Genomic DNA, 25,013 nt, shown 5'->3' on the forward strand with positions numbered 1-25,013 from the left:
CCCTCAGAAACCAAGCGCGGCGGCGAGCGCGCCGTGCGGCAGGCTGACTTGGAATAAGCGCTCGAACACGACGTAGAGCGCGAGCGCCGTGGCCGCCGCCATGGCGAGCGCGCGCGGCATGGATTGGTGCCTGGGGATCGCCAGCACCGAAAAGACATACAGGGCCGAGGCGACGTACATCCCGGCAAGCGGGATCGCAGCGACGAAGATCGCAGCCGGTACGAACAGGCCGGCGAGCCGCCGCAGCTCGATGGACGTGATGGCGATGGGGACGTTTGCCACTGTCGCGGCCGACAGCACGCCGCGCACCAGATTGTAGAGGCTCCCGAGCACGATGACGATGCCGGTCAGGAACGGGAACGTGCCGGCATCGACGCCTGCGCTCGACCAGCCGATGCCGTTGTCGAGGCTGGAGACGACGACGGCGACACCGAAGCTGCCGGCGAGGACGGCGGTCGCAAGTTCAAGCGCACGACGGGAGATCATGGCGTAATGCCTTACTTGACCAGCCAGCCCTGCTCGCTCGCGACCTGCTTGACGTGATCGAGGTCCTCCTTGATGAATTTGTCGAACTCGGCACCAGTCAGGAACGTGTCGACCTGGGAGGTCTTCTCGATGTAGTCCTTCCACTCCGGCGTTGCCTGCACCTTCCTCATGAGGTCGACATAGAACGCGGCCTGCTCCGGCGTGACCTTGCCGGGCAGCCACACGGTGCGCGGCTGCTCATATTGCTTGATGTCGAGGCCCTGCTCGACGCAGGTCGGAACATCGCTCCAGCCTTCGGTCGCGGTGACCTTCGGCCCCTGCGGCAGCCGCTTCGGGCTGAACACGCAGAGCGGCCGCTGCGTGCCGCCCCGCCATTGCCCGAGGCTTTCGCTGGGATTGTTGACGTGGGAGTCGAGATGTCCGCCGGCGAGCTGCACGGCGGTCTCGGCGCCGCTCTTGAAAGGGATATAGGTCAGCTTGACCTTGCCGGCCTTCTCGATCATGCGCGTCAGCACCTCGTCGGTGTCCTTCGACTGCGCGCCGCCCATCTTGAATTCGCCCGATGCGGCCGCCTTGAGATAGTCGCCCGCCGTCTTGTACGGCGCGTCCTGCTTGACCCAGAGCAAGAACTCGTCCTGCGCCATCGCCGCGATCGGGGTGAGATCGGTGTAGTTGAAGGCGACCTTGGAGACGAGCGGTTGCTGCCAGGCATTCGAGGTGCCGAAGATCACCTTGTAGGGGTCGCCCGCGGAGGCCTTGCCGTAGACATAGCCCTCGGCGCCGCTGCCGCCGCCCTTGTTGACGACGACGATCGGCTGCTCCGTCAGCTTGTGCTTGGTAATGATGTTCTGCACCGCGCGCGCGAGATTGTCGGTGCCGCCGCCAGGCCCGGCGGTGGCGACGAACTCGATCGGCTTTTGTGGTTGCCAGGCGGCACTCGCCGGCATCGTGCCGACCAGCACGGCTATGGCCGCAGAGAGCAGAAATGTTGACGTCCGACCCATGATTTCCTCCAGCTGATCTTGTCTTTTGTTGTTGTCGGCCCCCTGTTCAGGCGACGCGTTCCTCGCGTTGTCCCGATGCGAGCACGATCGCGCCTTCTTTTTCGAGCGCTTCGATTCGTGACTGGTCGAACCCGTGCTCGGCCAGCACCTCGCTCGTGTGCTCACCATAGACCGGCGCGCCTGACAGCACTTTGCCTGGCGTCTCCGAAAACTTGATCGGAAGCCCGATCGTCTTGACGGGACCGAGCGTGGAATGCTCGACCTCGACGACCATCTCGCGCGCCAGCGTCTGCGGATCGTTTAAGGCCTCCAGCATGTCGTGCACGGGGCCGCACGGCACGCCCCTCTCGTCCAGCGCCGCCAGCCAATGCGCCCGCGACTTGGTGCGGAAGCGTTCGCTCAGGACGGCTTCGAGCTCTTTCAGATTGGCCATGCGATCGGCGCCCGTGACGAAGCGCGGATCGGCGGCAAGCTCGCTCGCGCCGAGCGCTTCCAGCATCAGCAGCCAATGCTTCTTGTTGGCGCCGCCGACCACGAGCCAGCCGTCCGAGGCTTCGAACGCCTGATACGGCGCATTGAGCGGATGCGCCGAGCCCATGGCGCGCGGCGCTGTGCCGGCCGCAAGCGCAATGGTCGACTGCCAATAGGTCTGCACCAGGGCGGCTTCATAGAGCGAGGTCTCGACCCACTGCCCTTTGCCGGTCTTGAGACGATGCGCGTAGGCCGCAAGGATGCCCATGCTCGCGAGCAGGCCGGCCGTGATGTCGGACAGCGGCGGACCGCATTTGACGGGCGGACCGTCCGGGCGTTCGCCGGTAAAGCTCATGATGCCGCTCATCGCCTGCGCGACGAGGTCAAATCCCCTGCGGTGCTTGTAGGGACCGGTGCGGCCGAAACCCGACAGCGAGCAGTAGATCAGCGCCGGGAATTCCGTGTGCAGCGCCTCGTAGCCGAAGCCGAGGCGCTCCATCGCGCCCGGCGCAAAGTTCTCGACCAGCACGTCGGCATCCGCGATCAGCCGTCGCAGCACCTGTTTGCCACCGTCGGTCTTCAGATCCAGCACGATGCCGCGCTTGTTGCGGTTCATCATCAGGAAGGACGCCGCCTCCTCGCCGATCTTCGGCGGCACCGAATGGCGGGTGTCGTCACCGTTGGGCCACTTCTCGATCTTGATGACGTCGGCGCCCATGTCGGCGAGCATCAAGGTGCAGGTCGGCCCGGCCATGACATGGGTGAGATCGATGACCTTGAGGCCGGCCAGCGGTCCCGAACGGCGGGAGGTGGATTGAGATCGGTCGCTTTGCATCGGCTCGTCCTATTGGCCGCGCCATTGCGGCGCGCGCTTGTTGAGGAAAGCATCGAGCCCTTCGCGAAAGTCCTGGCTCGTGTAGCACATCAGGATGAGGTCCTCGCCCTCGTCCCGGGTCAGCCGCCTTTGCAGGCGGGCGACCGCCTGCTTGGTCGCATTCAGCGTCAGCGGCGCATGGCTCGCGAGGAGGCGGGCCACCTCCTCGGCACGCTGGTCGAGGACCGCAAGATCGTCGACGACCTCGCCCAGCAGCCCGATGCTCGCAGCCTCCGCGGCATCGACAAGGCGCGCGGTGAAGATGAGATCCTTGACGCGCGCGGCGCCGATGAGCGCGGTGAGACGGCTGACATTGGACATCGACAGGCAGTTGCCGAGCGTCCTGGCGATGGGGAATCCGATTCTCGCAGCTTTCGTGCCGATGCGGAGGTCGCAGGCCGCAGCAATGCCCGCCCCGCCTCCGGTACAGAACCCGTTGATCGCCGCGATCGTCGGCACCCGGCACTGCTCCAGCGTGGTCAGCACGCGATCGATGCGGTTCTCGTAGTCGATCGCGTCCTGCGGCGTCCTGAATTCGCGGAACTGGTTGATGTCCGTGCCCGAGGCGAAGGCCTTGTCGCCGGCCCCGCGCAGCACCAGCACCTTGATCGCATGGTCGCCGTTGGCCTCCTCGCAGATCGCGGCAAGCCGTTCGTACATGGCGAAGGTGAAGGCATTGCGGGCCTGCGGTCGGTTGAAGGTGATCCGCCCGATGCCCTCGTCGCGCTCGAAGACGAGGTCTTCTGCCGCCAGTTGCAGGTCCATTTCCTCACACCTTTCTGTCTTTTGCATTTTTGAATGCAAAATTTGGAATTTTCAAGCTATAACTTACAAATAAATGCGTATAAGTTCACTTTTGCATTCAAATTGAGCTCGGACCCATGCTTCACGAGGAAGTCGTCGGCCGCATCCGCGCCATCCTACTCGACGGCGAAATCCCCCCGGGTGCGAGGATTCCGGAGCGCGAGCTGTGCGAGCGGCTCGAGATTTCGCGCACGCCGCTGCGCGAGGCGCTCAAGGTGCTGGCGGCGGAAGGGCTCGTGCAGCTGCTGCCGCATCGCGGCTCGCGCGCAGCAAAACTGACCGACAAGGACATGCGCGACCTGTTCGAGGTCTGCCAGGGCCTGGAGGCCCTCGCCGGCGAGCTCGCCTGCGAGCGCATCACGGACGCCGAGATCGACGCGATCGCCACGGCCCATGCGGCCATGGTGCAGCATTATCGCGACGGCGACCTGATCCAGTACTATCGCGGCAACCGCGCCATTCACGAAGCCATCGTCACCGCAGCCGGAAATCCCGTGCTCGCGGGGCTTTACACCTCGGTGACCGCGCGCATCCGGCGGGCGCGCTACGTCACGCCGATGACGCCGCAGCGCTGGGCATTCGCGGTGAAGGAGCATGAGGCGATCCTCAACGCGCTTCAGCGCCGCGACGGCGTCGGCCTCGCCCACATCCTGCGTGCGCATCTGCGTCACAAGCGCGAAGAGGTTCTACAGGCGGGCTTTGCCGAGACCGAGGGCGGCGATCTTACGCTGCGTATCGCGTGAGGTGCTATCCCCCGGGCTCCGTCAGTTCGAACGAGCCCTCGGGTGGACTGTCGCCGAAGACCTCGACCAGACGAAAACGCTCGCACATCAGCATCATGTCATCGCTATATCGTCCGAGCCTGCCGAAATAGGACTGATGGGCGCGGCGCCAATAGGCCAAGCTCCGGTCGCCTTCTCCTTCCTCATGCGCAAACGCTGCGTCGACCTCGTTGAAGCGCCGATACGTCACGTCGACGGATTCGATGACGCAACGCGGCTCTCCTCGGCCGTCGAGCACGACCCAGCGCTCACCGGGCGTGGAGGTGTTCGGCTCGTCTTCGGTGCTGCACGTCGCGGTCTTGATGCCCTTGATGACGAGCTCGACCAGTTCATCCGCCAGCGCGGGGCTGTCGCCGAACGCGAAGGTTCGGAGATGTCGATATGGTTCGGGGATCCGCTTGCCCATGCTCTTCGCATCCCATGTTGCCTGCGCCAAGGCGTCCCCGAAAAGCAACCGAAGCCGATCGCATCTGGAAAACGCGGCCTAGCAGCCCAATCTATCGGCGATGCCGCCAAAGTCCTTTGCAACGATGTCCCAATTGCCGGTCGCCTCGAAATCGACCTTCTGCAAGGGACCGTATTCGGTTGGTCGCGCCACGAAGGCAGTCTTCAGCCCGTACTTCTGCGCGGCAGCGAGATCGCCGTTGTGGGCGGCGACCATCATCACCTCTTCCGGCTTGAGGCACAGCAGACGGGCGGCGCCGAGATAGGTCTCGGGATCAGGCTTGTAGTGCTCGAATAGCTCGGCCGACATGATGAGGTCCCACGGGAGCCCTGCAAACTTCGCCATGTTGGTGAGCAGCGCCACGTTGCCGTTCGAGAGCGGCGCGATCACGAATTTGGATTTCAGCCGCTTGAGGCCGGCGACGCTGTCGGGCCAGGGATGCAGGCGGTGCCAGCCCTTGGTGAGATAATCGAGATCGGCCTCGGTGAGGCCCTTGATTTCGAGTTTCTCGACCAGCTTCTCCAGCGAGCGGCGGTGCAGATCGTCGAGCATGACGTAGCCGCGTTCCGGGTGCTTGCGCACATCATCCATGGACGCGACGTACATGCCGCGCCAGCCGTCGACCAGCGCGGTCCAGTCGGTGGCGATGCCGCGCTGTTTGCCCCACCACATGAAGTCGCTGATCAGGCTGGTGCGCCAGTCGACCACGGTGCCGAACACGTCGAAGACCAGGGCTTTGACGGCGGAGAGATCGGACATGTGCGCTTCCCATTTGTTCTTATCATTGTCATTCCGGGCGATGGGTCCGCGCCACGCACGGCCCTGAGAACCCGGAATCTCGCGCTGTCATCTCTGGATTCCGGGTTCGACGCCTTCGCGTCGCCCCGGAATGACAGCAAACATCAATCCAGATGGAACTTCGCCAGCTCGCGATGCTCGGCCTTGATGTAGCGCACGGTGCCGGTGACGGAGCGCATCACCACCGTCTCGGTCTCGATCACGCCGTCCTTGCGGAATTTGACGCCCGAGAGCAGCGAGCCCGTGGTGACGCCGGTGGCGGCGAACAGGCAGTCGCCGCGCGCCATGTCCTCGATGCCGTAGATCATCTTGGGGTCGTTGACGCCCATCTTGGCGGCGCGCTCGCGCTTCTCGTCGGAGTCGAGGATGAGGCGGCACTGCATCTGGCCCCCGATGCAGCGCAGCGCCACGGCCGCGAGCACGCCTTCCGGCGCACCGCCGGTGCCGAGATACATGTCGACGCCGGTGTTGTCGGGGTCGGCGCAGTGGATCACGCCGGCAACATCGCCGTCGGTGATGAGGCGCACCGCAGCGCCGGTCGAGCGCACGCTCGCGATGATATCGGCATGGCGCGGACGGTCGAGCACGAGCACGGTGATGCCTTCCGGCTTGACGCCCTTGGCCTTGGCGAGGCGGCGGACGTTGTCGGCAGGCGAAGCGTCGAGATCCACGACGCCCTTGTCGTAACCGGGTCCGATCGCGAGCTTCTGCATGTAGACGTCGGGGGCGTGCAGCAGCGTGCCGCCATCGGCCATCGCCATGGTCGCGATCGCGCCCGGCATGTTCTTGGCGCACAGCGTGGTGCCTTCGAGCGGGTCGACCGCGATATCGACCTGGGGACCGGCATTCATACCGACCTTCTCGCCGATGAAGAGCATCGGCGCCTCGTCGCGCTCGCCTTCGCCGATCACGATGGTGCCTTCGATCGGCAGCTTGTTGAGCTCGCGGCGCATGGCGTCGACGGCGGCCTGGTCAGCCTGCTTCTCGTTGCCGTGCCCGCGCAACCGCGCCGACGACACCGCCGCCCGCTCCGTCACCCGCACAATCTCCAGCGTGAGGATGCGCTCGAGCAACGCGTGCGGCGGGACTGAAATATGGGTCGACATCGGCTTACTCCTTCGAAACGGTTTGGGACAGACATCTCTGCCCGCATCAACTCTCAACGCCCGGTGTTCGTTCGAACGAACGCCTTTTAGTTCGAGCATGCTCTTTTCCGGAAAACCGCTTCACACTTTGCGCTAGCGCGGCCCTCCGGGTCCCAGCATGCTCAGTTCTTCTCGATCCGGATCACCTGCGGCCGTCCGCTGATGACCTTGTCCTTCTGCACGGCGGCGAGTGCACGACGTACGGCGTCCTCATGCGTGGCATAGGTGATCAGGATGACGGGCACCGGGACCGCCTTGCCATTCGCCGGCGCAGCGCCGCCGTTGGGATGACGCTGCACGATCGACTCGATCGAAATCTTCTGCTCTGCAAGCCGGGTCGCGATCGCAGCCGCGGTGCCGGGGAAATCGCGCGCGAGCAGGCGGATGTAATAACCACCCTCGTGCCGCTCCATCGGCGCCTTCTTGGTGTCGCGCAGCTGCGATATCGGCCGGCCGAACGGATTGGCGCGGATGCCGCGCGCGACATCGGCGATATCGGCGACCACCGCGGATGCGGTCGCTGCGCCTCCGGCACCGGGGCCGACCAGCGTGATCGGTGGAATGCCCTCGCCATCGATCGTGACCGCATTGGTGACACCCATCACCTGCGCGATCGAGGAGGATTTGGGAACCATGGTTGGATGCACGCGCTGCTCGATGCCCTTGGCGGTGCGAACCGCAACGCCGAGCAGCTTGACGCGGTAACCGAGATCGGCGGCGGCGCGCAGATCTTCCGGCGCGATGGACGAGATGCCTTCGACATACACGGCGCTTTGAGCAACTTTCGTGCCGAAGGCGAGGCTGGCGAGAATGGCGAGCTTCTGCGCGGTGTCGTGGCCGTCGACGTCGAAGGACGGATCGGCCTCGGCATAACCGAGCCGCTGCGCGTCCTTGAGGCATTCGGCGAAGGAAAGCCCCTCCTGCTCCATCCGGGTCAGGATGTAATTGCAGGTGCCGTTGAGGATGCCGTAGACGCGGTTGATGCCGGTTCCGGCCAGACCTTCGCGCAACGTCTTGATGACCGGGATCGCTGCGCCGACGGCTGCCTCGAAATTCAGCGCCCCGCCGTGCTTTTCAGCCGCCTTGGCGAGCTTGAGGCCGTGCTTGGCCAGCAGCGCCTTGTTGGCGGTGACGACCGACTTGCCGGCGCCCAGCGCGGCGTCCACCGCCGACAGCGCCGGATCGCCGGCGCCGCCCATCAGCTCGACGAAGCAATCGATCTCGGGATGAGTGGCGAGCGCCATCGGATCCTTGGCCCATTCGACGCCGCGCAGGTCGATGCCGCGATTCTTCGCCTTCGAGCGCGCAGTGACGGCGACGACGCGGATGCCGCGGCCGCTGCGGCCCGCGAGCACGCGCGCCTGCGTTTCAATCAATCGGACAACTTCGGCGCCCACGGTGCCGAGCCCCGCTATGCCCACTTTCAGGGGTGCAACCATGATGTCTTAGAAAACCTGCCGAAGAGAACTCAACGCCGATTGGCGAGCGGAACGACGTTGTGCAACGTTTCGATGCCGCTTTCAAGGAAGCGGCGCACGCCGCGCGCGGCCTGCCTGATCCGTTGCTCGTTTTCCACCATGGCGATGCGGACATATCCTTCACCATGCTCGCCGAAGCCGACGCCGGGCGAGACCGCAACGCCGGACTTCTCCACCATCAGGGTCGCGAACTGCATGCTGCCGATGCTGCGGAACGCTTCCGGCAGCGGCACCCAGGCGAACATCGAGGCCTCCGGCGGCGGAATCTCCCAGCCGGCGCGGCCGAACGATTCCACCAGCGCGTCGCGGCGCTTGCGGTAAGTGTCGCGCATTTCCTTGATGCAATCGTCCGGGCCGTTCAGCGCAGCCGTCGCCGCGACCTGGACCGGCGTGAACGCGCCGTAGTCGAGGTAGGATTTGACGCGGGCGAGCGCCGCGATCACGCGCTCATTGCCGACGGCAAAGCCCATGCGCCAGCCGGCCATCGAATAGGTCTTCGACATCGAGGTGAACTCGACGGTGCAGTCCATCGCGCCCGGCACCTGCAGCACCGAGGGCGGCGGGTTGTTCTCGTCGAAATAGACTTCGGCATAAGCGAGATCGGACAGGATCAGAATCTCGTGCTTCTTCGCGAAGGCGACGAGGTCCTTGTAGAAGTCGAGGCTCGCGACATAGGCGGTCGGGTTCGAGGGATAGCAGACAACGAGCGCCAGCGGCTTCGGGATCGAGTGGATGATCGCCCGCTCCGCCGCCTCGAAGAATTGCGGCGTCGGCTCCGATGGCACCGAGCGGATCACGCCGCCCGCCATCAAAAAGCCGAACGCATGAATCGGGTAACTCGGGTTCGGACAGAGGATGACATCGCCGGGCGCGGTGATCGCCTGCGCCACGTTGGCAAAACCCTCCTTCGAGCCGAGCGTCGCCACCACCTGGGTGTCGGGGTTCAGCTTCACACCGAAGCGGCGGGCGTAGTAGGCGGCCTGGGCCCTGCGCAGTCCGGGGATGCCGCGCGAGGCCGAGTAGCGGTCGGTGCGCGGCTTGCCGAGGGTCTCCTTCAGCTTCTCCAGCACATGAGGCGGAGCAGGCAGGTCCGGATTGCCCATGCCGAGGTCGATGATGTCGGCGCCGGCATTCCGCGCAGCCGCCTTGGCCCGGTTGACCTGCTCGAACACGTAAGGCGGAAGGCGGCGAATGCGGTAAAATTCTTCCATGGCTCTCTGGGCTCCGGGCAACCGGTCAGGACAGAATCGACAGGCCACGAGGGCCATTCCAAAAGGCGTTCAGGATCATCGCGAAAATCACTCAAAATCAAATACTTAGAGCAATCGTCGACGACGAAGACTGAAGTCGTTCGCCCTGACTCTTGGCTGAACCGAGGTCTTTTAGCACGGCAAAGCGGAGGCGCCAGCGATTACGTTGCCCGTCTCCCGTCACGGGCCTATTTGGCGTCCTTGGCGGCCACAGCCTGGCGATCGCGTGCGGCGGCGAGCTCGGCCTCGATCTTGGCGCGCTGCTCCGGCGGGATGATCGCCTGGTCGCGATCCGGCGGCAGATCATGCACCGGCAGATAGGTGCCGGACTCCCTGGCATGCGGCTGCGCATCGGTGGGCGTCAGATCCGCGAGCTGGCTCGAACACCCGCCCAGCGCGAGCGCCCCGATCAACAGCGCGCCGCGGATCGACAGCGTCTTTTGCAGGTCCCATAACGCCAACACTTGGGAAATCCCCTACTCGTCCCAAAGCACGGCCCCGGGCAACCTTACCCCAAGACCGAACCCAAGCTCAAACCATTGCTGCCCAAATGGCGTGAGCGAGAAAATAGCCCGGCGCTACCAAGCCGAGCGGTGCGGCTTGATTGTGACGGAACCAAGAAGATTTGTCGCAGTGCAACACATCTTCGAGAGTGTTTAACGTCAAACATGCGAGCTTCGCGGTGACGAATACGGAATGAATCGTTACTGTTCTGCTCATGAGTATGGCCACGACCGACACGCCGAAACCCGAGACGAAGTTCGATGCGGAAGCCTTCGCGATGAATGTCGCGCGGGCGATGGAGAGCGGCGGCAAGGCGCTCGCCGCTTACCTCAAGCCGCGCGAGAGCGGCGAGGTGCAGGATCGCCCGCCAGCCGAGCTTGCCGAGGTGGTCAAGACCTTCACGTCGGTCGCCGAATATTGGCTGTCGGATACGTCCCGCTCCTCCGATCTGCGGACCAAGCTCGCGAAGGACTATCTCGACCTCTGGGGCTCGGCGGTGCGACGTATGGCCGGTCAGGACGCCGACCCCGCGATCGCACCCTCGCCGCGCGACAAGCGCTTTGCCGATCCGGAATGGAAATCGAACCAGTTCTTCGATTTCGTCATGCAGCTCTATCTGCTCACGACCAAATGGGCGCAGGAGCTGGTGCGCGATGCTGAAGGGCTAGATCCGCACACCCGCCGCAAGGCCGAGTTCTATGTCCAGCAGGTCACCAATGCGCTCTCGCCATCGAACTTCGTGCTGACCAATCCCGAGGTGCTGCGCGAGACGGTGGCATCCAGCGGCGAGAACCTCGCGCGCGGCCTCAAGATGCTGGCCGAGGACATCGCGGCCGGCAAGGGCATGCTGAAGATCCGCCAGTCCAATCCGGACAATCTCGTCGTCGGCGTCAACATGGCGACGACCCCGGGCAAGGTGATCTACCAGAACGAGATGATGCAACTGATCCAGTACACGCCGACGACGGAGAAGGTGCTGCGCACACCGCTCCTGATCGTGCCGCCCTGGATCAACAAGTTCTACATCCTCGATCTCAAACCGGAGAAATCCTACATCAAGTGGTGCGTCGACCAGGGCATCACCGTGTTCGTGATCTCATGGGTCAATCCCGACAAGCGGCTCGGCAACAAGGGCTGGGAAGACTACATGAAGGAAGGCCTGCTCACGGCGATGGACGTGATCGAGAAGGTCACCGGCGAGATGAAGGTGCATACCGCCGGCTATTGCGTCGGCGGCACCATGCTCGCGACCACGCTGGCCTGGCTCGCCGAGAAGCGCCGTCAGCGCGTGTCGTCCGCGACGTTCTTCGCCGCCCAGGTCGACTTCACCCATGCCGGCGATCTCCTCGTGTTCGTCGACGAGGAGCAGATCGCAGCGCTCGAGCAGGACATGAAGACGGCCGGCGTGCTCGAAGGCTCGAAGATGGCGATGGCCTTCAACATGCTGCGCTCCAACGATCTGATCTGGTCCTATGTCGTCAGCAACTATTTGAAGGGCCAGCAGCCGAGCGCGTTCGACCTGTTGCACTGGAATTCCGATGCGACGCGCATGACCCAGGCGAACCATTCCTATTATTTGCGCAACTGCTATCTGGAGAACCGGCTGTCGACCGGCACGATGGTGCTCGACAACACCCTGCTCGATCTCTCCAAGGTCAAGGTGCCCGTCTACAATCTCGCCACCCGGGAGGATCACATCGCCCCCGCTGAATCGGTGCTGTACGGCTCGCAGTTTTTCGGCGGTCCGGTGAAGTACGTGTTGTCGGGCTCGGGTCACATCGCGGGCGTGGTCAATCCGCCGGCCTCGAACAAGTACCAGTACTGGACCAACGACAACATCAAGGACGTCAACGTCGCGCAGTGGATGAAGGGCGCCGTGGAGCACAAGGGCTCGTGGTGGCCGGACTGGCGGGAGTGGCTGGGCCGACTCGATCCCGAAGAAGTCCCGGCGCGCGCGGTCGGCAGCGACGCATTCCCACCGATCGAGGACGCACCCGGCAGCTATGTCAGAGTTCGCGCATAGCGGAATCTCGCGTGCTTTCGTATAGACTCGTCTCAATCCAGCGACGACACAGGGGATCGGCACTATGACACGCGAATTGTTCTGGCTGACACTGACGGTGATCCTGACGGGGGTTCTCTGGATTCCCTACATCATCAACCGATGCCAGGTGCGCGGGTTGAGCGGTGCCATGGCCAACCCCTCGCGGGGCGACAAGCCGCAGGCGGAGTGGGCGAACCGGCTGATGTTCGCGCATGACAATGCGGTCGAGAACCTCGTGATCTTCGCGCCGCTGGTGCTGATCCTGAACGCAATCGACTATTCCACGAAATGGACCGTGCTCGCCTGCGCCGTTTATTTCTGGTCGCGCGTCGCACATACCATCGTCTATGCGATGGGAATCCCGGTGTTCCGCACGCTGGCCTTCACCGTCGGCTTCCTCGCCCAGGCCGTGCTGGCGCTGGCGATCTTCGGGGTGGTGTGAGCATCCGAAAGGAGCTGCAGGCCCCTGCAATCTACGATATTGTCATGCGAGCCGAGGCAACCGATGCGAGGATGCCTGATGCGGACCTGTCTTTCAGCCGTCGCAATGATCGCGCTCGCCGGAGCTTGCAGCCAGGCCGGCGCGCAGGCGCAATGCCCTGAACTGACGCGCCTGCGCAGCGAGGCCGTCGAGGCCACAAAGCCGATGACGCGCGCGTTGATGTCGAGCCGCTGCGATGCCTATGTTCGCGCGTCCCTCGCCTGGGCCGCCGCGGTCGACTACGCGCGCAACCACCAGGACGTGTGCGATATTTCCAATCGCTTGCTGAGCGACCTCGAGAAATACCATCTCGACAGCGTGACCGCCCGCAACAATGTGTGTGCCGGCCGGCCTGTCCGGCCATTCCCGGCCGACGTCGTTCTCCAGTAAGGAACGGCGCGCGAGCCAAGTCGCTCGCCGCCTTTGCAGCGCGCCGCCGAAGCGGCGCCGCGCTGCGTCCATGGCACGAGAGCGTGCCTTACTCCTCCGGCAGGCCCAGCATCAGGCGCATGTTCTGCACGGCCGCGCCGGATGCACCCTTGCCGAGATTGTCGAGCCGGGCGACCAGCAATGCCTGATGATACTTGTCGCTGGCGAAGACGTAGAGCTCGAGCATGTTGGTCTCGTTGAGCGCCTCCGGCTCGAGCCGGCCGCCCTTGGTCGCCTCGTTCTGCAGCGGCATCACCTTGACGTATTTCGAGCCGGCGTAACGCTTTGCCATCGCCGCTTGCAGGTCGGCGCCGGCAGGCTTGCCCGGCAGCGTGTCGAGCTGGAGCGGCACCGAGACCAGCATGCCCTGCCGGTAGTTGCCGACCGAGGGAATGAAGATCGGCCGCCGCGTCAGGTTGGAATAGAGCTGCATCTCCGGCAGATGCTTGTGCTCGAAGCCGAGGCCATAGAGCTCGAATGACGGCGCGCTGCCATCCTGAAAGCTCGCGATCATCGACTTGCCGCCGCCGGAATAGCCGCTCACCGCGTTGACGGTGACGGGATAGTCCTGCGGCAGCAGGCCGGCATCGACGATCGGCCGCAGCAGCGCAATCGCGCCGGTCGGATAGCAGCCGGGATTGGAGACCTTTTTCGCCGCCCTGATCTTGCCGGCCTGGTCTGGCGTCAGCTCGGGAAAGCCATAGGCCCAGTCGGGCGCGACCCTATAGGCGGTGGAAGCGTCCAGCACTTTCGGCGCAGAAGTTCCCATGCTGTCGACGAGCGCGACCGTCTCCCTGGCGGCGTCGTCAGGCAGACAGAGGATGACGAGGTCCACCTCTTCCATCAGCGCCTTCTTGGCCGCGGGGTCCTTGCGCTTGTCATCGGCTATGGTCTTCACCGCGACGTCGCTCTGGAGCTTCAGCCGCTCGTTGATGCCGAGCCCGGTGGTGCCGGAGCCGCCGTCGACGAAGACGGTGGCGGGCTTTTTGGCCGCGCTGGCGATCGGGGCTTTGGTGGTGTCAGCGAGGCTCATGGTGCGCTCCTTTCGAGCATGTTCGTATCGTCTGCGAAAACTTGTTCTGCGAAGGCTTGCGGCCTGGCTTGCCGCATCAAATGTGAGATCTGCTTGGCGTCGGCATCGCCGGCGCTAAGCGCATTGGCGATCGCCACATAGTCGGCGTCGGATTTGTGCTGGTTCAGCTTGAAGCTGCCTTCGACCTCCTCAACCGTCATGACCAGCCCAACGATCGCCTTCTTCATCGTCTCGAGCCGGCCCGCTGTCATCTTGCCTGACGTCCACGGCTTTTTCGGCAAGAGCCGGCTCTCGAACTTGGCGCTGAGCGTGTCGAGCTGCACCGACAGCTCATCGTCCGACAACAGCCGCACCGGCCCGGTCAGATGCACCGACTGGTAGAGCCAGGTCGGGACCTGATCCGGCGAGACGTACCAGTCCGGCGATACATAGGCATCGGGACCGTTGACCGCGAGCAGCCAGGACACGTCACCCCCCGCAAGCTTTAGCAGCGGATTGTGACGGGCGAGATGAAAGGCGGCCTGCGGCGTGCCGTCCGCGGCATAGGTCAGGTAGAACGGCAATGGCGAGGCAACGGGCTTGTGGCCGTCAAAGGCGCACATGGTCCCGAAGCCGCGCTCTTCGGCGAATTTCAGGCTCGCGGCGCGGTCCTGCTTGAAATGGGGTGGCGTGTACATCGTGGTCTCCTGCTGGGCCTCCTCGGGGGAAGCCGCCGGATCAGATCGCGCTGACAGGAGAGAATGCCGCGGATCGGGTCCAGCGGCAAAGACGATGATCTCAAACGCGATCGACCGCCCAAACCGCTAAGCTGCGGCGGCGGCGACGAGCGAACAGGATGGTCGCGGCGTTGATCATGGCGCGCGGCTATAAGGCCAGTTGCGGTTCCCGTCAAGGTTCTGGCGTCAGATGACGCGCCAGATCCATTCCATGATCTTGGCGAGCACGTCGCCGAACAGCAGGAGCACGGCCGACCAGATCAGGGCCGAGACGAAATTGGCGGCCTGGAAGCTCCAATAGGGCATCTCGAAGATGCCGGCCGCGAGCGGCACCGAGGCGCGCAAGGGCCCAAAGAAGCGCCCGATGAAGATGCTGGGTATCCCCCAGCTCCGGACAAAGGCCTCGCCCCTGGGCAGCAGCTCCGGGTAGCGCGAGAGCGGCCACATCTGGGCGACGTGCTCCTTGTAGCGGTAGCCGAACCAGTACGAGACCCAGTCGCCCAGCGCCGCCCCGAGGCCACCGGCGATCCAGACCGGATAGAAGTTGATGCCGCTCACCCCGATCAGCGCTCCGATGGCCACCAGCGCGCCCCAGGCCGGGATCAAGAGCGAGATGAACGCAAGCGACTCCCCGAAGGCGAGCAGGAACACGATTGGCGCCGCCCAAGCCTGGTGAACACGCACGAGGTCAGCCAGGCCGTGCGCAAACTGCTCCATCAAAAATAGCCTTCCCGCCCCGTCTCAAGGTGCTGCTCGATGAAAAGGACTGGTAAGCCAAGGACTTGTGTGACATCAAGTCACAAAATCCCGACATGCTCGGGTGGGAACGTCAAATTGGCGGGAACTGGTGGGGCTGCGGCGTAAAATCGCCGGGATTGGCTCCCAACCCACACCGCCCGGCCCGCCCGCGGTAACCTTTCCGAGTGAGAAGTGGCATAGTCGGCCTAACCGATTCGCCGCTTCCGCGGCCCTCAAAACGCATCAAGATATATGTCCAAGCAATTGAAACCCAAAGCAAAAGACGACTTTTTCGGCGGTGACGAGCCGAAACCCCGTGCCGCCAAGGCGGCGTCACGCGGAAGCGGCGGGGAAGCCGATTACACGGCGGCCGACATCGAGGTGCTCGAAGGCCTGGAACCGGTGCGGCGCCGGCCCGGCATGTATATCGGCGGCACCGACGAGAAGGCGCTGCATCACCTGTTCGCAGAAGTCATCGACAACTCGATGGACGAGGCGCTGGCCGGGCACGCGACCTTCATCGAGGTCGACCTCAGCGCTGACGGGTTCCTGACCGTCACCGACAATGGCCGCGGCATCCCGATCGATCCGCACCCGAAATTCCCGAAGAAGTCGGCGCTCGAAGTCATCATGTGCACCCTGCATTCGGGCGGCAAGTTCGACAGCAAGGTTTATGAAACCTCGGGCGGTCTGCACGGCGTCGGCATCTCGGTGGTGAACGCCCTCTCCTCGCGTCTCGAGGTCGAGGTCGCGCGCAGCCAGAAACTCTACCGCATGACGTTCGAGCGCGGTCACCCGAAGGGCAAGCTCGAGGACCTCGGCAAGGTCAGCAACCGCCGCGGCACGCGCGTGCGCTTCAAGCCGGATACCGACATCTTCGGTGCCAAAGCGGCGTTCAAGCCGCAGCGCCTGTTCAAGATGACGCGCTCGAAGGCTTATCTGTTCGGCGGCGTCGAGATCCGCTGGAATTGCGCGCCCGAGCTGCTCAAGGGCATCGAGGACGTGCCGGCCGAGGCGACGTTCCACTTCCCCGGCGGCCTCAAGGATTACCTGGCGGCCGCAATCCACGCCGACACGTTGGTGCATCCCGACATCTTCTCCGGCAAGTCGGGCCGCAACGGCGCGCATGGCGCCTGCGAATGGGCGGTGGCCTGGACGGCGGATGCCGACGGTTTCCTGTCTTCCTACACCAACACCGTGCCGACGCCCGATGGCGGCACGCACGAGTCCGGCCTGCGCAGCGCACTTTTGCGCGGCCTGAAGGATCACGCCGAGCGCGTCGGCCAGGGCAAGCGCGCGGCCTCCGTCACTTCGGAAGACGTGATGGTCGGCGCGGCCGTGATGCTCTCGGTGTTCGTGCGCGAGCCTGAATTCCAGGGCCAAACCAAGGACCGCCTCGCCACCGCCGAAGCGCAGCGCATCGTAGAGCAGGCGATGAAGGATCCGTTCGACCATTGGCTGTCGGGCAATCCGAACATGGCCAACCGGCTGCTCGACTTCGTGATCGACCGCGCCGAGGAGCGGCTGCGCCGCCGCCAGGAGAAAGAGACCGCGCGGAAAACCGCGGGCAAGAAGCTGCGCCTGCCCGGCAAACTCGCCGACTGCACCGACGCCGGCACCGAAGGCTCCGAGCTCTTCATCGTCGAGGGCGACTCGGCCGGCGGCAGCGCCAAGCAGGCGCGCGACCGCAAGACCCAGGCCGTGCTGCCGCTGCGCGGCAAGATCCTCAACGTCGCCTCCGCCGGCAAGGACAAGCTGACGGCGAACGCGCAGCTTTCCGATCTCGTGCAGGCGATCGGCTGCGGCACGCTCGCGCATTATCGCGAAGAGGATCTGCGCTATCAGCGCATCATCATCATGACCGACGCCGACGTCGACGGCGCCCATATCGCCTCGCTGCTGATCACCTTCTTCTACCGGCAGATGCCGCGGCTGATCGACGAGGGCCACCTCTTCCTCGCGGTGCCACCGCTCTACAAGCTGACCCACGGCTCGAAGTCGGTCTACGCCCGCGACGACGCCCACAAGGAGGCGCTGCTCAAGAGCGCGTTCAGCGCCAACGCCAAGGTCGAGGTGAACCGCTTCAAAGGCCTCGGCGAGATGATGCCGGCGCAGCTCAAGGAGACCACCATGGATCCGACCAAGCGGACGCTGCTCAAGGTGGTGCTGCTCGCCGACGATCGCGATACCACGGCCGATTCGGTGGAGCGCCTGATGGGCACCAAGGCCGAGGCGCGCTTCGCATTCATCTCGGACAAGGCCGAATTTGCCAGCGAAGAGCTGCTGGACGTGTGAGGCCGTAACCAGGCCGGCCGCCTTCCGAGACAGCCCCGGCCTAAAGCCGGGGCCGTTTTGTTTGAGGGGGTGACCGCATTTTCCGGCGATCCGGCCGGACGATCCGTCGATGTTTTCGTCGCGTCCCGCAATCGCCGCATGGCGACTCAGCCATCGACTCACCGGCGCCAAGCGCGAGGCAGGATTGCCTCCATTTCGGACAAAGCCGAATTTGCTAACGAGACGTTACCCGAAATCAAAATTCTCAAATTCCCCAACGCGTTGAAATATCGAATTAATTTTGATTTGCGCGATGGCGCTCCGAATACCCACGCACCGGCGTTTTCCGGCGACTGTGCCTGCCCGGCAACAGCATTTCGGCGAGAACCGTCTATAGTCCGGGTATCAGATGATACGAACTTCGGTGCGCTCGCGCCTACAGACCTAAGGTTGGGGATTTTGACATGAAGAAGACTTTGCTCGCTCTGACCGCGGTCGCGGCGATGACCGGTTCGGCCTCGGCGGCCGACCTTGCGGCTCGTCCCTACACGAAGGCTCCGGTCGCGGCGCCCGTCGCCAGCTGGACCGGCTTCTACATCTTCGGCGGCGCCGGCGGCGGCGTCTGGGATGCGGACTCCCACACCAACTTCGTTGGAGTTCCCGTGACGATCGATCAGCGTGTTGGCGGCGATGGCTGGTTTGGAACGGTCGGTGCCGGCTACGACTGGCAGTTCTCCGGCACCTGGGTGGCTGGTGTGTTCGCCGATGGTCAGTTCGGCAGCCTGCGCGGCAGCATCAACGATGAGTTTGCTGCGCTGACCGGCCGCATCAAGATGCAGGACGCATGGGCTGCGGGTGTTCGCGTCGGCTATCTGGTTGCTCCGAATGTTCTCTCGTACGTCAATGGCGGTTACAGTGGATCGCACTGGTCGGGCGCTGGCTTGACGAATCTCGCCGGGACGGCTTCGGGCTTCCACACCGACTCGTTCAACCGCAATGGCTGGTTCGTCGGCGGTGGCGTCGAGAACAATCTGAACATCTTCGGCATCACGGCGCCGGGCTGGTTCATGAAGACCGAATATCGTGCTGCCTACTACGATCGTAAGGACATTGCCGTCCGCACCGACGTTGGCAACGTCGCGACGACCGACTCCATCAGCTTCAAGCCCCTGGTGCAGACCATCAGCACCTCGCTGGTCTACCGCTTCAACTGGACCGGTCCGGTCGTCGCGAAGTACTGATCTGACCTCCCGTTCAGACGTCAAAGCCCCGGCATCGTCCGGGGCTTTTTCGTTGCAGGGAGCGCATAGGCGTGCTCCCGACGATCTGCACCCAGCCATTGTATCCGGACCGAAGCCACGGCTAGTCTGAGTCGAAGTTTTCGTGGCCGCGGCGATCGTTGATGCCGCAGACCGCGACAGAACCAGACCAACGGGAGGAATGCATGCGCAGATTACTGCTTGTCGCAGGCCTGTTTGCGACCGCCGTCGGCCTGCTCTGGATCGGACAGGGCACGGGCACCGTCCCGTGGCCGCGGTCGAGCTTCATGGTCAACCAGCTGCAATGGGCCGGCTATGGCGCAGCCATGGCCGGATTCGGACTGGTGCTGATCTGGCAGAGCAACCAATAGAAGAAACCAGGGAATACAAGCATGACATCCAGCCGGTTCGATCTCCGCGGCAAGGTCGCGATCGTCACGGGAGGCAATGGCGGCATCGGGCTCGGCATGGCGCGCGGCCTTGCCGATGCCGGCGCCGACATCGCCGTGATCGGACGCAACGAGACCAAGTCCGCGGAAGCGGTCGCCGATCTCAGGCAGCGCGGGGTGAAGGCGATTGCCGTCGCGACTGACGTCACCGACAAGGCGGCCGTCGCGGCCATGATCGACCGCGTGGTGAAGGAGCTCGGCCGCATCGACGTCCTCGTGAATAATGCCGGCATGAGCATCCGCAAGCCGCCGCACGAACTCGAGCTCGACGAATGGAACAAGGTGATCGACACCAACCTCACCAGCGCCTTCGTGTGCTCGAAGCTGGCCTATCCGGCGCTGAAGGCATCCGGCAACGGCAAGGTGATCAATATCGGCTCAATGATGTCGATCTTCGGCGCGAGTTTCGCGACAACCTATGCGGCGAGCAAGGGCGGCATCGTGCAGTACACCCGCGCCTGCGCCAATGCCTGGGCGCCCGACAACATCCAGGTCAACGCCATCCTGCCAGGCTGGATCGACACCGATCTCACCCGCGGCGCGCGGCAGCAGGTCTCGGGGCTGCACGAGCGCGTGCTGGCGCGCACGCCCGCGGGACGCTGGGGTGACATCGACGACTTCGCCGGCATCGCCGTGTTCCTCGCCTCGCCCGCGTCGAACTTCGTCACGGGCACCGCGATCCCGGTCGACGGCGGCTTCTCGGTGATGGCCTGAGTCCGGGCCTGCACCACAACATTGCGCACAAAAAGGAAGCCCCGGTCGAAGCCGAGGCTTTTGAATTTTGGCAGTGCTCTTTTTTGATCGTTGGTCGCGTTGCGTCGACGTGCTCAGTAGCGGGCGATGGTCGGCGCGTCGAACTTGTAGCTCGCGCGCACGACGGCCCACTGGATGTCACGCGGCTTGGCATCGAAGGTGTAATTGCCCGCCGTGCCGCCGAGCTGATAGGTCTGGCTGCCGAAGGCCGCGTAATTGTATTCGAGGCCGACGATCCAGTTGCGGGTGATGCCGTATTCCCAGCCAGCGCCGACGGTCCAGCCATTGGCCCAGTGAGTTTGTCCGCCCGTACCCGTCACAACCGGGTCGGTGACCGAGAGCCGGTTGTTGACCCCCGCATAGCCGCCCTTGATGTAGAACAGGTTGTTCTGCACGGCAAAGCCGGCGCGGCCGACGACCGTCGCCAGCACATTGGCACGCCAGGAGAACACATCGTTCGCCGGTGCGAACGCGGTGTTCACGACCGTACCCTTGTTGTCGAGGCCGGAGATCGTGCCTTCCACACCGAACACGTAGTTGTTGGCCTGCCAGTTGTAGCCGATCTGCGCGCCGCCCATGACGCCCGAATTGCGCTGACGATAGCCCTCTCCCGGAAGCAAATCGCCGAACGCCGCGCCGGTCCCGTTGTTGATGAACTGCTCGTTTGTCCATGCGCCACCGATGTGGCCGCCGACATAGAAACCGGTCCAGTTGAACAGCGGCTCGACATAGGCGGGCGCCTTCGTGTAGCGCGCAGCGAGATCGGCCGCCGAAGCAGCGCCGGTCGAAATCAGAGCTGTCGTACAGGCGAAGGCGGCAATCAATTTGTTACGCATGGTACACCCCGTGTCTTTGATGGCCGCACGGTCACCGACGGCTCTTACTAAAATTGAAATCAACACGGTTAATGTGGCGGCTGGGCACGCATCGGCCTGTGAATCCGTTGGGGCTGTTGCAAGCGCGCAACGCGCAGTGCGCGATTTAGCACGGCGTTATCCCTACCGAAGCCTTGCGCTACGATCCCGGCGCGGCCCGCGAATGCACGTGCTCGGGCCGCACGCCGAGCGCAATCAGGCGCGCCGGAATGCCCTGAAGCCACGGCAGCGCGGTGATGAGGCGCACGATCAGCGGCACCTTCAGCGGCTGGTCGCCGCCCTGTAAGGCGCCGCGGATGATGTTGTTCTGCACGATCACCTGCATTGCTTGCGTCATCTTCACTGGAAACTCGCGGCGACGCCTGACGGCATCGAGCTCGTTCTCCGAGGGACAACCGTGCTCCAGCTTGTCCGCCAGCAGGTTGGCGGTCGCGACCGCGTCCTGCACGGCGAGATTGACGCCGACGCCGCCGACCGGCGACATCGCATGCGCGGCATCGCCGATGCACAGCAGGCCCGGCTGCGTCCAGCGCGTCAGTCGGTTGATCGCGACGGTGAGCAGCTTGATGTCGTCGAAGCTCTTCACCTCGGCGATGCCGGACCTGAGGATCGGCGCCATGCGCACGACATCGTCGAGCAGCGCCGATAGTCCCCTCGCCTTGACTGCCTCATACTGTCCTTTTGCGATGACATAGGCGCATTGCCAGTAATCGCCGCGGTCGAAGGTGACCATCATCTTGCCAGGCTCGATCCGCGCGAAGAGGCTTTCAGTCTCCTCGGGCCTGCGGCCGGCGCGGAACCAAAGCACGTCCATCGGCGCGCCGATCTCCTCGACCGCAAGGCCGGCGCGCTCGCGCACCATCGAATGGCGGCCGTCGCAGGCAACGGTGAGATCGGCCTCGATGTCGATGAAGCCGTCAGGCGTCCTCGCCCGCACGCCGGCGACCGTCTCGCCGCGACGGATCAGATCCACCGCCTCCGTGCTCATCATCACCTTGAGCTGCGCAAAGCGCCGGCCGGCCTCGCGCAGGAAATTCAGGAAATCCCATTGCGGCATGAAGGCAATGAAGGGATATTTGGTATGGAGCCGGCCAAGATCGGCGATGCGCACCGGCGTGCCGCCGAACAGGCCGTCCATCTTCTGCAGACGCTGATGCGGCAGCTTCAGGAAGCCGTCGATCAGCCCGAGTTCGTCCATCACCTGAAGCGTCGAGGGATGCACGGTGTCGCCGCGGAAGTCGCGGAAGAAATCCGCATGCTTCTCCAGCACCACGACATCGATGCCGGCCCGTCCCAGGAGATAGCCGAGCATCATGCCGGCCGGGCCGCCGCCGACGATGCAGCAGCGGACCTTCATGGTCCGGCTTTGTTGTTGCTCGGATATCATTGCCGCCGCGATCCGCGCCGTGAGCATCGATCAAGCTATGCCGGACGATACTAGCGCGATTCAGGCCGAAGGCAGTCTCAATTTGCAGGGAAAAGCGCACCGCGGTTTCCAGCGGCAAACAAGCGCCCGACAAAAGGCCCGCAGAACGCGGGCCTTGTGTGAAACGGGGCCAGACTATTTCTGGTCCTCGTTGCTGGTCCCGGTGCCCGGACTGCCGATCGGCAACCCGTTGGGGGCGTGACCGACGCCCATGTTTCGCTCGGCTTGCGCTGCTGCCGGCGTCTTGGCGTTCGCGGTCGGGGGCTGAACATTCGGATTGGGTCGGCCGATGTTGGTGTTGACGTTGGCTCCCGTGGTGGTGTCATGCGTTCCCATCCCGGAGGGAGCCGACGGCCCGAAGTTGGCGCTGCTGGACGACGAGCCCACTCCGACACCTGAGTTGGCCGCAGCCCCCGAGCTGGCGCCACCGGTCCCCGTGCCGGCGCCGGCCGCTCCACCTGCACCTGCACCACCGCCGCCCCCAGCACCACCGCCGCCTTGGGCAAAGGCCGCCGTCGAAAGTGCGGCACAAGCGATGGTCACGAGAATGGATCTGCGGATCATGGATCGTCTCCCTGGTTTGACAGACAATCCAGGGACCAAAGGAGTTGTTCCTTCCGCTGGGAAGCGATGTTCGCTCGTCTCAGGGCTTTGACGACTTCCGTTCCCATGGGCGCTTGCCATCGGCATCGCGATCCCATGGTCGAGTGATCGGAGCTAGCCTCTCATCTTCGGCGGCTTTCGAACGGTCTGCTTGGACTCGCTCGCGGTCGGTCAGTGGTGGCGGTGCGGGGACTGGAGTGGTCTGGGCCAGAACCGGAAGCGTCGTAAGGAACGTGACGATGATGAATTTTATCATCCCCTGCTCTAGCACTTTCACCTTGGCTTGTCCGATGTAAGTTCGTCCACGTCGTAAGGTGATCCCATCACAATCCTCCGGCCGAACAGCGTATCAATTATTACTCCGGTTCGCGCTCCGAAACGTCTTGATCTCCGAGACGCTGCCGTCGCGATAGGTCAGCTCCACCGAGACGGACTGCGTGCTTGGTGCGAGCTTCACGTAGAGCGGCATGCCGGCGGTAATTGCGCTGGGGTCGCGCATGTCGCAAGGCGGCATCTTCAGCACCTGGTTGGGCACGGCGGTGTCGATGCCGATGCGCACCTCGCGGATGGCGCAGCGGTGCGACACGAGGTGCGTGTAGTAGACCAATAGGCCGTTGAACACGCGGAACGACAGCCAGCTGGTCGACGTCATGTCGAGGATCTTGCGCTGGTCGCGGATCAGTGCGGCCTCGGGATCGAACTTGATCGGGAACGGTCCCTGCGTCTCGCCGGACTGATCGACATAGCGGACCTCGATGGTGCCGGCCTGCGCATCCGGCGGCAGCTCGATCGACGGGTTCGGCATCCGCTTGCGCGTGCGCGGATCGAGCGTGTCGATGAAGCCGGTTTCGCGGAAATCGCCTTTGCCGGCCATGCGCCAGGAAATGCCGAGCGTCGGATCGGCGAAGGAGAACGTAATGCTCCAGCCGCCATCGTGCCGCGAGAAGCTCGCGATCGGCGCGTTGATCGTCTCTTCCTTCGGGATCTGCGGCACCGACACCGGCGGCAGCGCCGTGAGCTTCTGCGGCGGCTCGGCCGGCCGCGCCGTGGTATCCTTCGCCATGCCGCTGAGGAAGACGTCGTCGACCATCTGGTCGAAATAGACCGGCACCTGCCTGTGCTTGACGGTGTCGGCCATCTCGCTGACCAGACGGCGCGTGCGCTGCGCCACCTGCACGAGGTTCTCGCCGGGCTGGAGCAGCTCCTTGGCGAAAGTGCGCGTGAACACCGAATTGGGATTGGTGTCGTCATTGGACAGACGATCGAGCGCGGTCTGGCGAGGTCCTGCCGAAAACACCGAGAACACGCCTTCCGGCAGCTGCGTCATCGGCGCTAGCCCGCCGCCGCCGGCGACCGCGCGGGTGCCCTTGCGTTCGAACGGGTTGTTGCGGCAGGCATCGAACACCAGGATCGAGGTCCGCGCCTTCTTGTTCTGCAGGCGCTCGACGATGCGGTCGGCCAGGATGGAAGCATCGCGCACCAGCTCCTCCTGTCCTTCCGTCGCCGCGGGCACGTCGGTCGGCAGCAGATAGTTCTGGCCGGCGATCTCGAAGCCATGACCGGCATAGAAGAAGAACGCGGTGTCGCCGGGCTCGACCGCCTTGTCGAACGCGAGCAACGTCTCGGAAAATTGCTGCCGGTTCTGGTTCTCGGCGACCATCACCGAAAAGCCGAGCTGCTTCAGCGTATCACCCATGGTGCGGGCGTCGTTGACCGCCTTGAGCAGCTTCGGCACGTTCTTGTAGTCGTTGTTACCGACGACCAGCGCGACGCGCTTCTCGGCTTGGGCGGGAGCTGCGCCCACCAGCAACGCAGCCAGGCCGAGAGCCAAAGCCGCCTTGGACAACATACATGTCATGTGAAGTTCCCGCCCCCGCATCCCTGGCCAAAAT

General features: G+C 64.2%; 26 protein-coding genes. 9 read left to right on the top strand and 17 right to left on the bottom strand.

What is annotated here, in order from left to right; all coding sequences use genetic code 11:
• Window positions 1-3: 3 nt before the first annotated feature.
• Genes EAV90_RS05560 through EAV90_RS05575 form a run of 4 tightly spaced genes read right to left on the bottom strand, consistent with a single transcriptional unit; the run spans window position 4 to window position 3,600 of the window.
• Window positions 4-486 (bottom strand): tripartite tricarboxylate transporter TctB family protein, encoded by a 483-nt coding sequence (locus EAV90_RS05560; RefSeq protein ID WP_122403376.1) that lies wholly within the window; start codon window positions 484-486, stop codon window positions 4-6.
• Window positions 487-497: 11 nt separating this feature from the next.
• On the bottom strand, window positions 498-1,490 hold the full coding sequence (locus EAV90_RS05565) for a Bug family tripartite tricarboxylate transporter substrate binding protein (protein WP_129142836.1): 993 nt from the start codon (window positions 1,488-1,490) through the stop codon (window positions 498-500).
• A gap of 46 nt (window positions 1,491-1,536) precedes the next feature.
• Window positions 1,537-2,796 (bottom strand): CaiB/BaiF CoA transferase family protein, encoded by a 1,260-nt coding sequence (locus EAV90_RS05570; RefSeq protein WP_122403378.1) that lies wholly within the window; start codon window positions 2,794-2,796, stop codon window positions 1,537-1,539.
• Between the two features lie 9 nt (window positions 2,797-2,805).
• A complete protein-coding gene (locus EAV90_RS05575) occupies window positions 2,806-3,600 on the bottom strand; it encodes an enoyl-CoA hydratase/isomerase family protein (protein ID WP_122403379.1) in 795 nt (264 codons plus the stop codon).
• A gap of 116 nt (window positions 3,601-3,716) precedes the next feature.
• On the opposite strand from EAV90_RS05575, the gene EAV90_RS05580 reads away from it, so the two are divergent.
• Window positions 3,717-4,382 (top strand): GntR family transcriptional regulator, encoded by a 666-nt coding sequence (locus EAV90_RS05580; RefSeq protein WP_129142837.1) that lies wholly within the window; start codon window positions 3,717-3,719, stop codon window positions 4,380-4,382.
• Window positions 4,383-4,386: 4 nt separating this feature from the next.
• On the opposite strand, the gene EAV90_RS05585 is transcribed toward EAV90_RS05580, so the two are convergent.
• From EAV90_RS05585 to EAV90_RS05610, 6 genes are all read right to left on the bottom strand, one after another.
• Window positions 4,387-4,827 carry an ASCH domain-containing protein gene (locus EAV90_RS05585; protein WP_122403380.1) on the bottom strand — a complete coding sequence of 147 codons (441 nt, stop codon included), beginning with the start codon at window positions 4,825-4,827 and terminating at the stop codon, window positions 4,387-4,389.
• A 78-nt stretch (window positions 4,828-4,905) separates the two neighbouring features.
• A complete protein-coding gene (locus EAV90_RS05590) occupies window positions 4,906-5,625 on the bottom strand; it encodes a haloacid dehalogenase type II (protein ID WP_122403381.1) in 720 nt (239 codons plus the stop codon).
• A gap of 143 nt (window positions 5,626-5,768) precedes the next feature.
• On the bottom strand, window positions 5,769-6,770 hold the full coding sequence (glpX, locus tag EAV90_RS05595; RefSeq protein WP_122403382.1) for a class II fructose-bisphosphatase: 1,002 nt from the start codon (window positions 6,768-6,770) through the stop codon (window positions 5,769-5,771).
• A 161-nt stretch (window positions 6,771-6,931) separates the two neighbouring features.
• Complete coding sequence (locus EAV90_RS05600; RefSeq protein WP_122403383.1) at window positions 6,932-8,248, bottom strand: homoserine dehydrogenase; 1,317 nt, start codon at window positions 8,246-8,248, stop codon at window positions 6,932-6,934.
• A gap of 29 nt (window positions 8,249-8,277) precedes the next feature.
• Window positions 8,278-9,498, bottom strand: a complete 1,221-nt coding sequence (locus EAV90_RS05605; RefSeq protein WP_122403384.1) for an LL-diaminopimelate aminotransferase — start codon at window positions 9,496-9,498, stop codon at window positions 8,278-8,280.
• Between the two features lie 227 nt (window positions 9,499-9,725).
• Complete coding sequence (locus EAV90_RS05610) at window positions 9,726-10,001, bottom strand: hypothetical protein (protein ID WP_122403385.1); 276 nt, start codon at window positions 9,999-10,001, stop codon at window positions 9,726-9,728.
• Between the two features lie 254 nt (window positions 10,002-10,255).
• On the opposite strand from EAV90_RS05610, the gene EAV90_RS05615 reads away from it, so the two are divergent.
• The 3 genes from EAV90_RS05615 (at window position 10,256) to EAV90_RS05625 (ending at window position 12,956) form a co-directional block, all read left to right on the top strand.
• Window positions 10,256-12,064: a PHA/PHB synthase family protein gene (locus EAV90_RS05615; RefSeq protein ID WP_162500291.1), complete on the top strand. Its 1,809-nt coding sequence runs from the start codon at window positions 10,256-10,258 to the stop codon at window positions 12,062-12,064.
• A gap of 64 nt (window positions 12,065-12,128) precedes the next feature.
• Complete coding sequence (locus EAV90_RS05620) at window positions 12,129-12,527, top strand: MAPEG family protein (RefSeq protein ID WP_122403387.1); 399 nt, start codon at window positions 12,129-12,131, stop codon at window positions 12,525-12,527.
• Window positions 12,528-12,605: 78 nt separating this feature from the next.
• Window positions 12,606-12,956: a hypothetical protein gene (locus EAV90_RS05625; protein WP_164936800.1), complete on the top strand. Its 351-nt coding sequence runs from the start codon at window positions 12,606-12,608 to the stop codon at window positions 12,954-12,956.
• 88 nt (window positions 12,957-13,044) lie between these two features.
• Here EAV90_RS05625 and argC read toward each other — a convergent pair whose 3' ends face one another.
• From argC to EAV90_RS05640, 3 genes are all read right to left on the bottom strand, one after another.
• On the bottom strand, window positions 13,045-14,028 hold the full coding sequence (gene argC / locus EAV90_RS05630) for an N-acetyl-gamma-glutamyl-phosphate reductase (protein ID WP_122403389.1): 984 nt from the start codon (window positions 14,026-14,028) through the stop codon (window positions 13,045-13,047).
• Window positions 14,025-14,705 carry an FMN-binding negative transcriptional regulator gene (locus tag EAV90_RS05635; RefSeq protein ID WP_122403390.1) on the bottom strand — a complete coding sequence of 227 codons (681 nt, stop codon included), beginning with the start codon at window positions 14,703-14,705 and terminating at the stop codon, window positions 14,025-14,027. The genes argC and EAV90_RS05635 overlap by 4 nt, the downstream gene beginning before the upstream one ends.
• Window positions 14,706-14,930: 225 nt before the next feature.
• Complete coding sequence (locus EAV90_RS05640) at window positions 14,931-15,461, bottom strand: DedA family protein (protein WP_122403391.1); 531 nt, start codon at window positions 15,459-15,461, stop codon at window positions 14,931-14,933.
• A 273-nt stretch (window positions 15,462-15,734) separates the two neighbouring features.
• Here EAV90_RS05640 and parE point away from each other — a divergent pair, with 273 nt between their 5' ends.
• From parE to EAV90_RS05665, 5 genes are all read left to right on the top strand, one after another.
• Window positions 15,735-17,777, top strand: a complete 2,043-nt coding sequence (parE, locus tag EAV90_RS05645; RefSeq protein ID WP_122403392.1) for a DNA topoisomerase IV subunit B — start codon at window positions 15,735-15,737, stop codon at window positions 17,775-17,777.
• 69 nt (window positions 17,778-17,846) lie between these two features.
• The gene (locus tag EAV90_RS05650; protein ID WP_129142838.1) at window positions 17,847-18,224 is read left to right on the top strand and encodes a hypothetical protein; all 378 of its coding nucleotides are present in this window, start codon (window positions 17,847-17,849) and stop codon (window positions 18,222-18,224) included.
• Window positions 18,221-18,997 carry an outer membrane protein gene (locus EAV90_RS05655; protein ID WP_122403393.1) on the top strand — a complete coding sequence of 259 codons (777 nt, stop codon included), beginning with the start codon at window positions 18,221-18,223 and terminating at the stop codon, window positions 18,995-18,997. The genes EAV90_RS05650 and EAV90_RS05655 overlap by 4 nt, the downstream gene beginning before the upstream one ends.
• Window positions 18,998-19,200: 203 nt before the next feature.
• Window positions 19,201-19,386 (top strand): hypothetical protein, encoded by a 186-nt coding sequence (locus EAV90_RS05660; protein ID WP_122403394.1) that lies wholly within the window; start codon window positions 19,201-19,203, stop codon window positions 19,384-19,386.
• Window positions 19,387-19,407: 21 nt separating this feature from the next.
• Entirely contained in the window at window positions 19,408-20,178 is a 771-nt protein-coding gene (locus EAV90_RS05665) for an SDR family NAD(P)-dependent oxidoreductase (RefSeq protein ID WP_129142839.1), read from the top strand.
• A 113-nt stretch (window positions 20,179-20,291) separates the two neighbouring features.
• Here the strand turns inward: EAV90_RS05665 and EAV90_RS05670 are convergent, their stop codons facing one another.
• The 4 genes from EAV90_RS05670 to EAV90_RS05695 all read right to left on the bottom strand — a co-directional run bounded on the left by EAV90_RS05670 (window position 20,292) and on the right by EAV90_RS05695 (window position 24,979).
• A complete protein-coding gene (locus EAV90_RS05670; RefSeq protein WP_122403396.1) occupies window positions 20,292-21,053 on the bottom strand; it encodes an outer membrane protein in 762 nt (253 codons plus the stop codon).
• A gap of 178 nt (window positions 21,054-21,231) precedes the next feature.
• Window positions 21,232-22,449 (bottom strand): FAD-dependent oxidoreductase, encoded by a 1,218-nt coding sequence (locus tag EAV90_RS05675; protein WP_122403397.1) that lies wholly within the window; start codon window positions 22,447-22,449, stop codon window positions 21,232-21,234.
• 204 nt (window positions 22,450-22,653) lie between these two features.
• Entirely contained in the window at window positions 22,654-23,082 is a 429-nt protein-coding gene (locus EAV90_RS39315) for a hypothetical protein (protein WP_160118829.1), read from the bottom strand.
• Between the two features lie 388 nt (window positions 23,083-23,470).
• Window positions 23,471-24,979, bottom strand: a complete 1,509-nt coding sequence (locus EAV90_RS05695; RefSeq protein WP_122403399.1) for a caspase family protein — start codon at window positions 24,977-24,979, stop codon at window positions 23,471-23,473.
• Window positions 24,980-25,013 lie beyond the last annotated feature (34 nt).

The sequence above is a fragment of the Bradyrhizobium vignae genome (assembly GCF_004114425.1).
GTDB lineage: Bacteria > Pseudomonadota > Alphaproteobacteria > Rhizobiales > Xanthobacteraceae > Bradyrhizobium > Bradyrhizobium vignae.

What these genes read in the sequence shown, in the direction of transcription:
- EAV90_RS05590 (WP_122403381.1), bottom strand. Translation starts at nt 5,625, where the DNA reads ATGTCCGATCTCTCCGCCGTCAAAGCCCTGGTCTTCGACGTGTTCGGC.
- argC (WP_122403389.1), bottom strand. Translation starts at nt 14,028, where the DNA reads ATGAGCCTCGCTGACACCACCAAAGCCCCGATCGCCAGCGCGGCCAAA.
- EAV90_RS05615 (WP_162500291.1), top strand. Translation starts at nt 10,256, where the DNA reads ATGAGTATGGCCACGACCGACACGCCGAAACCCGAGACGAAGTTCGAT.
- EAV90_RS05670 (WP_122403396.1), bottom strand. Translation starts at nt 21,053, where the DNA reads ATGCGTAACAAATTGATTGCCGCCTTCGCCTGTACGACAGCTCTGATT.
- EAV90_RS05640 (WP_122403391.1), bottom strand. Translation starts at nt 15,461, where the DNA reads ATGGAGCAGTTTGCGCACGGCCTGGCTGACCTCGTGCGTGTTCACCAG.
- EAV90_RS05625 (WP_164936800.1), top strand. Translation starts at nt 12,606, where the DNA reads ATGCGGACCTGTCTTTCAGCCGTCGCAATGATCGCGCTCGCCGGAGCT.
- EAV90_RS05600 (WP_122403383.1), bottom strand. Translation starts at nt 8,248, where the DNA reads ATGGTTGCACCCCTGAAAGTGGGCATAGCGGGGCTCGGCACCGTGGGC.
- EAV90_RS05665 (WP_129142839.1), top strand. Translation starts at nt 19,408, where the DNA reads ATGACATCCAGCCGGTTCGATCTCCGCGGCAAGGTCGCGATCGTCACG.
- EAV90_RS05585 (WP_122403380.1), bottom strand. Translation starts at nt 4,827, where the DNA reads ATGGGCAAGCGGATCCCCGAACCATATCGACATCTCCGAACCTTCGCG.
- EAV90_RS05675 (WP_122403397.1), bottom strand. Translation starts at nt 22,449, where the DNA reads ATGAAGGTCCGCTGCTGCATCGTCGGCGGCGGCCCGGCCGGCATGATG.
- EAV90_RS39315 (WP_160118829.1), bottom strand. Translation starts at nt 23,082, where the DNA reads ATGATCCGCAGATCCATTCTCGTGACCATCGCTTGTGCCGCACTTTCG.
- EAV90_RS05660 (WP_122403394.1), top strand. Translation starts at nt 19,201, where the DNA reads ATGCGCAGATTACTGCTTGTCGCAGGCCTGTTTGCGACCGCCGTCGGC.
- EAV90_RS05695 (WP_122403399.1), bottom strand. Translation starts at nt 24,979, where the DNA reads ATGACATGTATGTTGTCCAAGGCGGCTTTGGCTCTCGGCCTGGCTGCG.
- EAV90_RS05620 (WP_122403387.1), top strand. Translation starts at nt 12,129, where the DNA reads ATGACACGCGAATTGTTCTGGCTGACACTGACGGTGATCCTGACGGGG.
- EAV90_RS05575 (WP_122403379.1), bottom strand. Translation starts at nt 3,600, where the DNA reads ATGGACCTGCAACTGGCGGCAGAAGACCTCGTCTTCGAGCGCGACGAG.
- EAV90_RS05560 (WP_122403376.1), bottom strand. Translation starts at nt 486, where the DNA reads ATGATCTCCCGTCGTGCGCTTGAACTTGCGACCGCCGTCCTCGCCGGC.
- glpX (WP_122403382.1), bottom strand. Translation starts at nt 6,770, where the DNA reads ATGTCGACCCATATTTCAGTCCCGCCGCACGCGTTGCTCGAGCGCATC.
- EAV90_RS05570 (WP_122403378.1), bottom strand. Translation starts at nt 2,796, where the DNA reads ATGCAAAGCGACCGATCTCAATCCACCTCCCGCCGTTCGGGACCGCTG.
- EAV90_RS05580 (WP_129142837.1), top strand. Translation starts at nt 3,717, where the DNA reads ATGCTTCACGAGGAAGTCGTCGGCCGCATCCGCGCCATCCTACTCGAC.
- EAV90_RS05655 (WP_122403393.1), top strand. Translation starts at nt 18,221, where the DNA reads ATGAAGAAGACTTTGCTCGCTCTGACCGCGGTCGCGGCGATGACCGGT.
- parE (WP_122403392.1), top strand. Translation starts at nt 15,735, where the DNA reads ATGTCCAAGCAATTGAAACCCAAAGCAAAAGACGACTTTTTCGGCGGT.
- EAV90_RS05605 (WP_122403384.1), bottom strand. Translation starts at nt 9,498, where the DNA reads ATGGAAGAATTTTACCGCATTCGCCGCCTTCCGCCTTACGTGTTCGAG.
- EAV90_RS05565 (WP_129142836.1), bottom strand. Translation starts at nt 1,490, where the DNA reads ATGGGTCGGACGTCAACATTTCTGCTCTCTGCGGCCATAGCCGTGCTG.
- EAV90_RS05635 (WP_122403390.1), bottom strand. Translation starts at nt 14,705, where the DNA reads ATGTACACGCCACCCCATTTCAAGCAGGACCGCGCCGCGAGCCTGAAA.